Source organism: Candidatus Nitrosotalea sp. FS, from assembly GCF_011319475.1.
Taxonomy (GTDB): Archaea; Thermoproteota; Nitrososphaeria; order Nitrososphaerales; family Nitrosopumilaceae; genus Nitrosotalea.
The window spans coordinates 19,773-31,407 of record NZ_RCMC01000148.1 but is presented as its reverse complement, the minus strand read 5'-3'; the positions used below and the strand labels follow the sequence as shown (position 1 = coordinate 31,407).

At 38.2% G+C, this 11,635-nt stretch carries 12 protein-coding genes and 7 pseudogenes; 7 read left to right on the top strand and 12 right to left on the bottom strand.

All coding sequences use genetic code 11. From position 1 onward, the window contains the following. The 5 genes and pseudogenes from DYY66_RS14235 to DYY66_RS05320 all read right to left on the bottom strand — a co-directional run. Nucleotides 1–283 (bottom strand): annotated as a pseudogene (locus tag DYY66_RS14235) (excinuclease ABC subunit UvrA); the annotation flags it as partial. Between the two features lies 1 nt (nt 284). Then, nucleotides 285–648 (bottom strand): ATP-binding cassette domain-containing protein (locus DYY66_RS14230; RefSeq protein WP_255496137.1); only part of this gene is annotated, 364 nt, incomplete at its 3' end. After that, nucleotides 641–1,292 (bottom strand): annotated as a pseudogene (locus DYY66_RS14225) (helicase-related protein); the annotation flags it as partial. The pseudogene DYY66_RS14225 and the gene DYY66_RS14230, both read right to left, overlap by 8 nt. Before the next feature lies 1 nt (nt 1,293). Continuing rightward, a partial coding sequence (locus DYY66_RS05325) for a DEAD/DEAH box helicase family protein (RefSeq protein WP_255496135.1) occupies nt 1,294–2,670 on the bottom strand: 1,377 nt, incomplete at its 3' end. Between the two features lie 54 nt (nt 2,671–2,724). Continuing rightward, nucleotides 2,725–3,357 (bottom strand): pyridoxamine 5'-phosphate oxidase family protein, encoded by a 633-nt coding sequence (locus tag DYY66_RS05320; RefSeq protein WP_166286849.1) that lies wholly within the window; start codon nt 3,355–3,357, stop codon nt 2,725–2,727. A gap of 73 nt (nt 3,358–3,430) precedes the next feature. On the opposite strand from DYY66_RS05320, the gene DYY66_RS05315 reads away from it, so the two are divergent. Beyond that, on the top strand, nt 3,431–3,838 hold the full coding sequence (locus DYY66_RS05315) for a hypothetical protein (RefSeq protein WP_166286847.1): 408 nt from the start codon (nt 3,431–3,433) through the stop codon (nt 3,836–3,838). Nucleotides 3,839–3,962: 124 nt separating this feature from the next. Then, nucleotides 3,963–4,607 carry an FMN-dependent NADH-azoreductase gene (locus DYY66_RS05310; RefSeq protein WP_166286845.1) on the top strand — a complete coding sequence of 215 codons (645 nt, stop codon included), beginning with the start codon at nt 3,963–3,965 and terminating at the stop codon, nt 4,605–4,607. A 35-nt stretch (nt 4,608–4,642) separates the two neighbouring features. Here the strand turns inward: DYY66_RS05310 and DYY66_RS05305 are convergent, their stop codons facing one another. The 3 genes from DYY66_RS05305 to DYY66_RS15275 all read right to left on the bottom strand — a co-directional run bounded on the left by DYY66_RS05305 (nt 4,643) and on the right by DYY66_RS15275 (nt 7,400). Continuing rightward, nucleotides 4,643–5,731, bottom strand: a complete 1,089-nt coding sequence (locus DYY66_RS05305; RefSeq protein WP_166286843.1) for an LLM class flavin-dependent oxidoreductase — start codon at nt 5,729–5,731, stop codon at nt 4,643–4,645. Nucleotides 5,732–5,879: 148 nt separating this feature from the next. Continuing rightward, nucleotides 5,880–6,824, bottom strand: coding sequence for an iron-containing alcohol dehydrogenase (locus tag DYY66_RS05300; protein ID WP_166286841.1), 945 nt, complete (start codon nt 6,822–6,824; stop codon nt 5,880–5,882). Nucleotides 6,825–6,872: 48 nt separating this feature from the next. Then, entirely contained in the window at nt 6,873–7,400 is a 528-nt protein-coding gene (locus DYY66_RS15275; protein WP_166286839.1) for a PEFG-CTERM sorting domain-containing protein, read from the bottom strand. A 125-nt stretch (nt 7,401–7,525) separates the two neighbouring features. Between DYY66_RS15275 and DYY66_RS16140 the strand changes: the two are divergent. From DYY66_RS16140 to DYY66_RS05280, 4 genes and pseudogenes are all read left to right on the top strand, one after another. Continuing rightward, nucleotides 7,526–7,891, top strand: a pseudogene (locus DYY66_RS16140) (DUF4147 domain-containing protein); the annotation flags it as partial. A 6-nt stretch (nt 7,892–7,897) separates the two neighbouring features. After that, a pseudogene (locus tag DYY66_RS16135) lies at nt 7,898–8,049 on the top strand (DUF4147 domain-containing protein); the annotation flags it as partial. Nucleotide 8,050: 1 nt separating this feature from the next. Beyond that, nucleotides 8,051–8,138, top strand: a pseudogene (locus tag DYY66_RS16130) (DUF4147 domain-containing protein); the annotation flags it as partial. A gap of 1 nt (nt 8,139) precedes the next feature. Next, nucleotides 8,140–9,057: glycerate kinase (locus DYY66_RS05280; RefSeq protein WP_218583618.1), on the top strand; the 918-nt coding region annotated here is incomplete at its 5' end. On the opposite strand, the gene DYY66_RS05275 is transcribed toward DYY66_RS05280, so the two are convergent. Further along, on the bottom strand, nt 9,046–9,432 hold the full coding sequence (locus tag DYY66_RS05275; RefSeq protein WP_166286833.1) for a hypothetical protein: 387 nt from the start codon (nt 9,430–9,432) through the stop codon (nt 9,046–9,048). The genes DYY66_RS05280 and DYY66_RS05275 overlap by 12 nt on opposite strands. A gap of 73 nt (nt 9,433–9,505) precedes the next feature. On the opposite strand from DYY66_RS05275, the gene DYY66_RS05270 reads away from it, so the two are divergent. Beyond that, nucleotides 9,506–9,712 carry a hypothetical protein gene (locus DYY66_RS05270; RefSeq protein ID WP_101477149.1) on the top strand — a complete coding sequence of 69 codons (207 nt, stop codon included), beginning with the start codon at nt 9,506–9,508 and terminating at the stop codon, nt 9,710–9,712. A 105-nt stretch (nt 9,713–9,817) separates the two neighbouring features. Here the strand turns inward: DYY66_RS05270 and DYY66_RS05265 are convergent, their stop codons facing one another. From DYY66_RS05265 to DYY66_RS05260, 3 genes and pseudogenes are all read right to left on the bottom strand, one after another. Then, complete coding sequence (locus DYY66_RS05265; protein ID WP_166286831.1) at nt 9,818–10,321, bottom strand: hypothetical protein; 504 nt, start codon at nt 10,319–10,321, stop codon at nt 9,818–9,820. 122 nt (nt 10,322–10,443) lie between these two features. Further along, a pseudogene (locus tag DYY66_RS14215) lies at nt 10,444–10,740 on the bottom strand (citrate/2-methylcitrate synthase); the annotation flags it as partial. A gap of 1 nt (nt 10,741) precedes the next feature. Then, nucleotides 10,742–11,614: pseudogene (locus tag DYY66_RS05260) on the bottom strand (citrate/2-methylcitrate synthase); the annotation flags it as partial. Nucleotides 11,615–11,635: the final 21 nt, after the last annotated feature.

Below are 11,635 nucleotides of genomic sequence, written 5' to 3'. Positions count from 1 at the left end.
CACTGGAAACTCTCCATCAAGTTCTACTATCTCTCCGTCTACTCGAATTCTTGAATATCCTTGTTTTTTTACCTGCTCAAATAATTTTTCATAAGTTCCTTTCTTTCGTCTTACAAGGGATGCAAGGATCAATATTTTTTTTCCATCTGATTCTTTTAGAATTGACTCACAGATTGATTCAACTGACTGGTTTGATATCTTTCTTGAACACTTGGGACAGTGTGGTGTACCAATTCTTGCATAAAGCAATCTGAGGTAATCGTAAATCTCTGTGATTGTGCCCNGACAGTGGGGCGTACCAATTCTTGCATAAAGCAATCTGAGATAGTCGTAAATTTCCGTAATTGTACCTACTGTAGACCTTGGATTCTTGCTTGTGGTCTTTTGCTGGATTGATATTGCTGGTGACAACCCCTCGATAGAATCAACATCTGGCTTGTTCATCATCTCAAGGAACTGTCTTGCATATGCTGAGAGGGATTCTACGTATCTTCTTTGGCCCTCTGCGTATATGGTATCAAAGGCAAGTGTTGATTTGCCAGACCCTGACAGTCCTGTAATTACTACTAGTTTATTCTTTGGAATGTCTACGTTGATGTTCTTTAAGTTGTGCTCCCTTGCACCGCGGATGATTAACTTGTCATTCATTTTGTAATTGTTTTTGTATCCTTGTTAGTTTGTCACGATATTCAATTGCATGTTCAAAGTCAAGATCTTCAGCATAACGTTTCATGGTTGCCTCTATTTCTATTGCCAATGTCTGTATATCATGCTTTGACATGTGTTTTGTTTCATCTAGTGTTATGGTCTGTTGTGGGATTGCCTTTGTGATGCTTGTTGGAGTGATTCCCATTTTTTTGTTATATTCTACCTGCTTGCTTCTTCTCCTGTCTGTTTCTGATATTGCAAGTACCATGGATTGTGTTTTTTTATCAGCATACATTATCACAGAACCGTCTACATTTCTTGCAGCCCTTCCACATGTCTGGATTAGGCTAGTTACATTTCTCAAAAATCCTTCCTTGTCTGCATCAAGTATTGCCACAAGTGATACTTCGGGAATGTCAAGACCTTCTCTTAGAAGGTTGATTCCAACCAGTACGTCAAACTCTCCCAATCTAAGCTGCCTGATAATTTCAGTTCTCTGGAGATTTTCAATCTCAGAGTGTAGATAACGCACCTTTACCTTGTGCTTTGACAGGTACTCTGCCAAGTCCTCTGCCATTCTTTTTGTAAGCGTAGTAACAAGTGTGCGCTGGTCCTTTTCTGTCCGTTTTTTTATCTCTAAAATCNTTCTGCCAGATCTTCTGCCATCCTCTTTGTAAGCGTGGTAACAAGTATACGTTGATTCTTTTCAGTCCGTTTTTTTATCTCTAAAATTAGGTCGTCCATCTGGTTTTCTGTCTTTCGTACCTCAATTGTTGGGTCCACAAGACCGGTAGGTCTGACTAGCTGCTCTACTATCTGGAAACTCTGTTTTCTTTCGTAATCTCCGGGAGTTGCAGAAACAAATATTGTATTTTTGATGTACCTTTCAAACTCTTCAAACTTTAATGGTCTGTTGTCAAATGCACTTGTCAGCCTAAAGCCGTAATCAATCAAGGATTTTTTTCTAGTATGGTCTCCATTGTACATACCATGAAGTTGTGGCAGTGTTACGTGGGATTCATCAATTACAAGCAAAAAGTCTTCTCCAAAAAAGTCTAAAAGACAAAATGGAGGCTCACCTGGGTTTCTTCCATCAAAGTGTCTTGAATAGTTCTCAATTCCAGAGCAGTAACCTAATTCTTCAATCATTTCTAAATCGTATTTTGTTCTCATTTCTAGTCTCTGTCTTTCAAGCTCTGGAAGCTCTGTCAGTCTCTGTTTTAGTTCATTTCTGATTGACTGGACTGCAATCTTTCTAACATCTGCAGCAACAAGATAGTGCTTTGCTGGATAGATTTTGATCTTTGAAATCTGTTTTTTTTCTTGAAGCGATACTGGATCGCAGATTGATATCTTTTCAACTTCATCACCAAATAATGAAATCCTTACAACTGAATCTGAATATGCGGGGATTACATCAATTGTATCGCCCTTGATTCTGAATCTTCCTGCCAACAGTTCAGTATCATTTCTGTCATATCTTGCATTGACAAGTTTTTTGATAAGTGAACTTCTTCCAATCTCTGCATCTTTTTCAATTGTAATTGCCATGGTCTCCCACTCACTAGGTGAGCCAAGTGAGTATATGCAAGAGACAGTGGCAACAATAATTGTTGGCTCACCTGAGAGCAGCATGGCAGTTGCCTCAAGACGCAATTTTTCTATCTTTTCGTTGATTTGCGTATCTTTCTCAATATAGGTATCTGTCTGTGCGATATAGCTTTCAGGCTGGTAATAGTCATAGTATGAAACAAAATATCCGACATTATTTTTTGGGAAAAACTGTTTTAGTTCTGCATAAAGCTGAGCTGCAAGTGTCTTGTTGTGTGATATGACAAGTGTCTTTTTTCCTGTCTTGGCTATTGCATTTGCAACTGTGAAGGTCTTGCCGCTGCCAGTTACACCAAGCAGTGTCTGAATCTTCTTTTTTTGAATTCCGTTAACTAGTTGTTCTATTGCCTGTGGCTGATCTCCTGTTGGGGCAAATTCTGAAACAATCTCAAAGCTTGGATTTTCTAGCAAACATTACAAAATAGGCCTGTTTCAAATTTAAAGCAAATGGTAATTATGATATCTTTACCAGTTGCGCTCTTCTGACACTTGAAGACCATCTTTTGTTTTGGTTACACCCATCATTTTTATGGTATTTTGTGCAGTAGAACTGTTACGCTCTAGTATTTTTTTTGCAATCTCTAATCTTGTTTTCTTGTCCCAGTGTTGGCCGATCTTGTACTTGCCCCTCATTGTGACTGGTACAACCTTGATTATTGCGACTTCCTCGACTACTTTCATGTCATGGGTCAATTTTTCATATCCTCCTTCAGGTTGGTATTTTTTCATGAGATCATTTAGTGCCATTGTCTTTTCTTTTGGATCTGAGACAAGGCTTGCTTTTCCCTTGATAACGACGCTGATATACAATGTGTCTGCCTGTGATGCATCAGTGGGGGATGTGAAATATGATGGCAAAAACTCGAGACTCTGGTCCACCTCAAAGCCCACCTTTGAATTCTTTGAAATGTTTTCTAATTTTTCTCCTTTTGGGTGGGAATGCATGTAAATTGCATCATTTGCATAGACAAAATTCATTGGAATTATCTGTGGAAATCCATCCTTGTCTATGCTGGATACTCTGCCTGTTTCTTGCTGGTTTAGAAATTCAATTATCTTCTCTTTAGACTTGATCTCTAGTCTTCCAAGTAGTTGCACAAATCCATGTTATCAGATATGATATTTCTGCGTATGCTTTAATAGATAAATGCAAGTATAACTAACATCGGGTATGCTAAAGGACTCTAGCCACACTAGTGTATTGACAGGAATAATCGTAGGTTCTGTAATTGGATTTGCAAGTTATGTTTACACGTTATTTGGTGATACGATTCCATCATTTTTTGCAGTTTATTTCAAAGAGATAGGAGCTGCACTAATCATGATGGCAGTCTTTGTGTTTGCAATTGCTTGGTTGATAAAAGCAAAACCACACAGAAAACCTCAAAGATATCTGGTCAAGGTGTTTGATGTGTGCGGAGTGGAAACTAGAATCGATGGCATGCGAGACGAATTTAAGACTCATGATGTAGCCTGGAGCTTTATGAAAGAATACAAAAAATTCTATCCATTGTTTAACTTTGCTCTAGTCTCTGATCTTCCAAATTCTGAAAAGATGACCATATTTCGGTATCTCTAGATAAAAAATTCATTATCTTCTTTGTGCATCGCTAGAACATTTTTGCTTACTAGAAGTTAACTTACTTTCAATAAAGTCACTTTCTACTTTATATGGGATATGGATCTATGGTAACTGTTCAAAAATGACTCAGGGAAAATCTTTGAAGACATTGATTGTGCAATATACACCACGAAATGAACGCTCCAACACTAAAAAAATACTAGACGCATTCATTGGAGAAATAAAAAATTCTAATATTGAAAAACTTGATCTTGCAAAAGATGTACCAGATTTATTTTTAGAAGATAACTTGGATGCATACATACACCGTGATTACCTGGGTGAAACCATTTCTGCAGAACAAAAGAACAGTCTGGCAAAAATGGATCGAATGACTGAACAGCTAAAGTCGGCTGATATTGTAGTTGTTGCATATCCTATGAATAATTTCTCAATGCCTGCTGCGGTCAAGGCTTGGTTTGATTCTGTGATGCTAAAGGGGAAAACATGGGATGCTAAAAATGGAAGTTACATGGGCTTGATGAATGGAAAAAAAGCTCTAACTGTGGTATCGGCAGGGGGAAATTATGAAAATGGACCAATGGCATCATGGGAACATGCATTATCACTTACAAATCTTGAATTCAAGTTTATGGGATATTCTGATATTCGTGGAATACTTGCTGGTGGAATGAACGGTGAAGAATCTATAAAATTATCAAATCTTGACAAATCAATAAAACAGGCAAAATCAATAGCGCAAGAATGGTATCACAAAAATAACTAGATTCTGGTAATTTTCGTTCTAGCGTGCGTAAAAAATTATTTTCTTGGGTTGTTTTGGTCTTTAAAGTAAGGCATTATGCTTGATGCAAACTTGTCAATAGAACCAAAGTATCCTGAACCCCAGAATCTTACAATAAAGTGATTGACACCTGCTTTCATGAATTTTTCAAATACTGGAATAATATCGTCTGGTGTACCCATTCCAATTGATGAACGTGCAACATCGTCTGGAATTGTTTGTGCAGCCTCTCTCATTTTTACAATCCATTCTTGGTTTGACATGGAATATTCTGTAAAGTATTTCTTGAAATCAAAACCTGCGATATCCTGTATGCCGTGAACCTTGAGTACCTCTGGTTTGAACAAACTAACCTTTACTGCATTTTTCATTTTTGCCCATGCAGTTTCTGCATCTTCTGAAAAGTATACATCAATATCTACTGCATAGTTAAAGTTCTCATCTGTTCTTCCATTTTCTTTCATGGATGCCTTGATTGCCTTTGCATGTTCTGCATACAATTCTGGTGTGTAACCAATTGGTATCCATCCGTCACCATACTTGCCACATAGTGCAAGTGTTCTTGGTGCACCTGCTGCCATGTAGATTGGCGGTGCCGGCTTGCGAACACTCTTTGCTTGCAAACATGCTTCTTCTAATTGATAAAATTCTCCCTTGAAATTGACTCGATGAGAAGGTGATGAGTCAAAAAGTAATTTGATAACCTGTAATTGTTCTTCAAATCTTCCTACTGGTTTGTCCCATTGTATCTTGAATTCTTTGAGATTTTGTGCCTCTCCTGCTCCGATACCCAAAGTTCCTCTTCCATGTGATACTCTGTCAAGTGTAATTGATGCTAGTGCAATGTTTGATGGATGTCGTCTTACTGCATCTGTTACACAAGTTCCAAGTTCTACTCTATGTGTAACTGCTGCAATTGCAGAAAGCATGACCCATGGATCATTTACTATTGCCTTGTCCCATTGTGGAACATTACTGTGGTCCATGTACCAAATAGAATCATAACCTGTCTTGTCAGCTAAAACACAAGCTGTAATGATCTGATCTTCGTTTAATCCTAATCGAGCAACGTTAAGTCCCTGTTGAATTCCAAATTTTAGCGCCATGAAATCCTTCTACAATTGTCTTAAATTAGGTGTATTTAAGTCTAGTAATTTTGTAAGAATAATTGCTGATTTTCGGTTACTGTTAGCTTGTTTTTTGAAAAATAGAACAATACTCTAGATTTTTACAAAAAGTGAAAAAGAAAGTAGACTAGAGTTTGCCGTCTACAATGTCTTTCAAAAGTTGAGCAACATCTTGTTTTGTTACTGGTACTGGATTTGGATCCAAGTGACCCTTGTCTGTCATGACAACATCTGCAGCCTGATCAAACGGAGCCTTTAATGTCAGTTTGTCAAACTTTAGTTTTTCAATGACTTCTTTGAATCTGTCATAGAAGATGGACTTGTTGAATCTGTGTGCCACCGTAGTGCATGATGATAACGAGTATCCATGTGGTACACCTTCATTTGAAAAGACATATGATAATGCATGTCCTAGTGTAGTTGATGCATTTCCAAATCCAACACCTGAGAGCATGGACCCAAATGGATAGTTCTCTGGCTTGTTGTTCATTATTGCATCATAGAGCACATCAAAGGCAGATTTGCACAGCATCTTGGTGAATTCGTTTCCTCTCTTGCTGTCATATCCTTCTGTTGCTTGTGCACATGCGTCACAGACAGAGTTTTTGACAATTGCCTCTGGCGTTCCGTCCATGAAATAAGCGTCAATTACTGCCATGTCTGCAAGGAATCTCTCATCTTGCAAGAGCTTTTTCTTTCCATCAAACTTTAGCACACAATATGTTGTCATCTCTGCTCCTGTTCCAAATGTAGTTGGGATGAGTATCTTTGGAATCTTCATCTCCATTCCTGCATATTTTGCAACATCAAGTGAGCTTCCTCCTCCAAGGCCAATTATTGCAGATGGATTCTTTGGTTTGAATTCTGCCATGACTTTGTTTACTGTTTCAATTGATGGTTCAGGTTCTACTTTGTCATATAACATGTAATCTTGAATCTTCATTCTTGCAAGCCACTTGGCTGATACGTCAGGTGGTGCGGTTGTTACAACAAGGGCGTTTTTTGGATATTGCGTCTCAGATAAAGCATCTTTGCCGAAATTAATTGTCTTTGGCATTCTAACTGTATTCATGAAAAAACTACGTCTGCTACAATTATTATACTATTGCCTTGATTCTGCCTAAATATGGAATTGGGTTTTCTTTGTTACTATTATGACACTGATTATGGATACTGCAATGACCATTCCTGCTAGTGGACCAAACTCTGGTACTGATGGGCCAACAACAATTGTGAAACTTGCTGTCTCTGGAGGAATTGGCTGGAATAATATTCCTTGAACCTCTACTATGACCTGATAAGTTCCAGCTGTCTGAAATTGCATGGGGATACTGACTGGACCTTCTGTAGCTACATGAGTTACAGGTATTCCAAATATTTGGTCATTGCCTTGCATCACAGAGACTTTGTAATCGATATGAGGTTGTTCGGTATTGTCATTTTTATTCAGAAAACCAATTTTGAGCATTGTCTGGTCTCCAGGGTTTGGAGTTGGAGGGTTGGTCTCAAAACTGATATTTAGTGTGCCACCACTAGTTGGTTTTATGATTGGGTCTGCATATGCTGGAGTCATGAGAATTGTCATTATGGCCAGTGCTCCTAACACGCCAAATATTGATACTTTCACACCGTTTCTAGAACTAGACACAATATGGCTTGGATCCTGTGATATATAAAAAAAGTGTAACAAAGGTAATGGATAACATTTTTCTTAAATTGATAATAAAAAGACTCTAAATTGACCAAATATTGTTTGTTGTATGGTGACAATAAATGATAATTAGAAATTTTCAATCATTATCAACAAATTCTGCAAAAAAAGATGCCTTGTCCATAATCGAAGCAGGTCTTGCTGCTGCCAACCCTAAAACACATCTTGAGAAAATTATTAAAAAAAATATCCTGATTTTGCCTGGCAGAAAGGTCAGTCTTGGAAAATATCATCACGTGTTTGTCATTGCAACGGGTAAGGCAGGTCACACCATGGCATGTGCCGTAGATTCTCTAACGCATGTTGATGGAGGAATAATTGTTGTTCCATCTAAAGTCAAGACGATGGACAAAAAGTTCAAAGTAATTCAAGCAGGTCATCCAGTTCCCAACAAAAACAGTCTTGTTGCGGCAAAAACCATACTTGAANGACATGTGTTTGTTATTGCAATGGGTAAGGCAGGTCACACTATGGCACATGCAGTGGCTTCTCTAACGCATGTTGATGGGGGAATAATTGTTGTTCCAGCCAAAGTCCGGATGATGGATAAAAAATTCAAAGTAATTCAAGCAGGCCATCCAATTCCNACTTGAATTCCTTGACAAGACTGGTTCTGGAGATCTTGTAATATTTCTAATATCTGGCGGTACTTCTTCTCTTGTTGCTATGCCTGATNCTTGAATTTCTTGACAAGACCGGTTCTGGAGATCTTGTAATATTTCTCATATCTGGTGGTACGTCTTCTCTTGTTGCCATGCCTGATGGTATCACACTTGATGAAAAGCGAACAACTACTGATCTTTTGATAAAGTCCGGTGCAAACATTCAAGAAATTAACTGTGTCAGAAAACACCTGTCCAAGATAAAGGGAGGCAAAATGCTTGAACATGTACGATCAGACTCTGTATCCCTTGTCATGTCTGATGTAGTGGGCAATGACCTCTCAAGCATTGCATCTGGTATGACATATTATGATAAAACCACGTTTGCAGAAGCAAAAAAGATCCTCAAAAAATATCATATTGAAAGACTTGTTCCAAAAAGCGTTTCATCACATCTGGATCTAGGTGTACAAGGTAAGATTCCAGAAACTCCCAAGAAGGGAAAAATAACAAATTACATCATTGCAACAAATAACGACTGTCTTGATGCAATGAAATTACACGCAAAAGATCTTGGATATTCTAGCAGAGTTCTTACAGGTATCACAGGTGACGTACAAGATCTCGGTTCTGATATTGCTAGAACATTCTCTGGCAAGAAAATGAATTGTGTGATCTTTGGTGGGGAGAGCACTGTTGTTGTAACAGGAAAAGGAAAAGGCGGACGAAATCAGGAATTGGTCTTGCATTGTGCGACTTTTCTATCACAGAAAAAAAAGAATGCAGTTGTGGTATCTGTTGGCACTGATGGAATTGATGGTGTAACAAACTGTGCAGGCGCAATTTGGCAATCAGGCCAGAAAATAGACAAGATACCACAGTATCTTGATAAGAACAACTCGTATGGCTTTTTCAAAAAGTACGGCGGACTGATCCTGACAGGTGCAACTGGAACAAACTTGATGGATATTGGTGTTATACTACGAAAGTAGCAACTTTGTTGCCTTGTTCTTGCTTGGATCTACCAATTGATATCTGACATCTAGATCTCTTTGTTTGATTATCTGATCAATGAACTTGATTCTTCTTTCTATGAAAACATCTTCAGTCACTTTGTTTTCTGCAAGACGATCAAACATTGATTTTTGATCCAGCATTACATTTACCACATCTCCATTTTTGATAATGAATCTACCAATACCCCAAAAAATTCCAACATGCAATGCGATGTACTTTGATTGTTCTTGCGTTACAATGTCGTAAAAATATTCTGCATGTGTTCTACTCTCTTCGGATCTTGACTGTGAATTTTCAATTATCCATGAGATCTTTTTTTGATCACCGTAAAAAAAGTAAATGTGTTCCATGTCAACATATTTACCAAATATGTCAATATATTTTCTGTATACTACTGAATAAGAAAAATGAAAACTTGCTATCGTGCTAGAAGCAAATTCCTTCTTTACAAATATGGTGGATGAGCTTGTTGACTTTTCAGAATATGATCCAGAGCTTGCTGAAGGACTCAAATGGATTGATGGCGAGGCACAAAAAAGAGGAATCACGTTTTATGAAATGGTGTTCCATGTATTGCACCGACATGATGTTGATTCTAAAGCAAAAGACTGGCTTGCAAACAGAAACTAGTCACAGTGTTTGTTCTATCAATTTGAATGATCAAAATGGTTTATTGTGTTCTGTAAAATGATTTTGTGATACAAAAGGGGAGGGTTTTACCGTTAGCATAATTTGCTAAGGGGCTACCCATTTTACATTGTACGAAACATTTCCTGGAACTAGTGTATTCCATGAAACATTTTGTGTTGTTTGTGGTGCAAGATTACCCGGATGGCTTTCTGTTGCAGTCACCGTGACATATTGGTTGGGACCTACACCATTGACACATGTGCCAAGTTGAAATCCTGGTGCGCTGGTGTCATACCATGTGCTTCCGCCAAGTGAGTTGCTCTGGGAGCTCTGACTTGGGGTGTGGATGGTAAATGTCACTGTATATGATCTGTCATTTCGTAGCTGGAATGTCATGCCTGGATTTGCTATTGGATTAAATGTTTTTTGTCCTATTGTTATCTTCATAGATGTGATTGTTCCGTCATATCTGTTGGAACATGTTGAAGGCGCCTGACCCATTGCAAATGCTTGGTTTGCTGTAATTCCAAATGATGCAATCAGAATTGATGCAAACACAAGAGCAAACACATTCTTGCTGTGACTGTTTTTTGTCCTAAATGTTTTCATTATTCTCTATATTGTTTTTACATATGTAAGCACTTGGTGAATTTCTTCTATAGTTTGCATACATTGTCAACGTAAATTATTTTTTTGAAATTTTATTTTTTTTAGATGATTGTATATTGAATCTAAATCTGTGTTAGACGTTTTTCAATTGATACGTATTCGCATCCTGATGGTCCGCAATATTTTCCAACATAGACTGCCTTTGGCCTGTAAAGCATTGGTTTTGGTGCGGCTTCGGCAAACTTTTCCTCTATTATATGCGCAGTCCATCCTGATACTCTAGATACTGCAAATATTGGGGTGTTAAGGTCCATTGGGATGCCTAGCATGTAATACACTGATGCACTGTAAAGATCAACATTTGGAAAAATGTCTGAACTTTTGATCTTTTTCATTTCCTCTTCTGTAATTTCCTCGACNTTTTGTGATGCCATACCATGGCAGTCCTGTTTTTTCTGCTAACCTCCTTGAAAGTTCTCTGAGAACTTCGGCTCTTGGATCAAATGTCTTGTAGACTGCGTGACCCATGCCCATTATTTTTTGGCTCGTTGCAAGTTTGTCTTTTATCCACTGCTCAACTCTGTCCACTGAATCAATCTCAAGTAGCATCTTCATCACCTGAAAGTTTGCGCCTCCGTGTAGCTCACCGCTTAGTGCTCCAACAGCTGCGCTTACTGCGGCATACATGTTTGCGCGAGTTGATGCAACCTCTCGTGCTGCAAATGTGGATGCGTTAAAGCTATGTTCTGCATGTAATATCAGACAAATGTCAAAAATCCTTGCAGCTTCGGTATCTGGTTCTTTTCCTGTGAGCATGTATAGAAAGTTGCCAGCATGATTTAGCTTTTTTGATGGCATGATTATTTCTTTATCATTTCTAATCCTGTCCCAGCATGCCACAATGATTGGAATCTTTGAAATCAGATTGATTGCTCTGTTGTAATTTGTGACCCTGTCATCTGATTTTTCTTTGTCATAGACTGCCATCATGGATACGGTAGACTGGAGAACATCCATTGGGTTTGCAGTCTTGGGTACATTTCTTAGGGTCTTTTCTAGACCCTCTGGAATCTCACGTGTTGCTACTAGTTGTTCTGAGAATGATTCCAATACCTCCTTTGTTGGCAGGTCATCGTTGAGCAAAAGACACGATGTCTCCTCGAAGGTTGATTTTTTTACTAAATCTAGAACATCATAACCTCTATAGATCAGCTTTCCATTAACACCGTCTATTGCAGAAATCTTGGTATCTGCAACTTCGATATTTCGAAGACCAATATTCTTTGTCTGCACGGGATACAATGGAAAAAATAC

Bases quoted from the DNA above. Each gene is read 5' to 3' on its own strand.
- DYY66_RS05315 (WP_166286847.1), top strand. From the start codon at position 3,431: ATGCTAAAGGACTCTAGCCACACTAGTGTATTGACAGGAATAATCGTA.
- DYY66_RS05310 (WP_166286845.1), top strand. From the start codon at position 3,963: ATGACTCAGGGAAAATCTTTGAAGACATTGATTGTGCAATATACACCA.
- DYY66_RS05305 (WP_166286843.1), bottom strand. From the start codon at position 5,731: ATGGCGCTAAAATTTGGAATTCAACAGGGACTTAACGTTGCTCGATTA.
- DYY66_RS05300 (WP_166286841.1), bottom strand. From the start codon at position 6,824: ATGAATACAGTTAGAATGCCAAAGACAATTAATTTCGGCAAAGATGCT.
- DYY66_RS05275 (WP_166286833.1), bottom strand. From the start codon at position 9,432: ATGGAACACATTTACTTTTTTTACGGTGATCAAAAAAAGATCTCATGG.
- DYY66_RS05265 (WP_166286831.1), bottom strand. From the start codon at position 10,321: ATGAAAACATTTAGGACAAAAAACAGTCACAGCAAGAATGTGTTTGCT.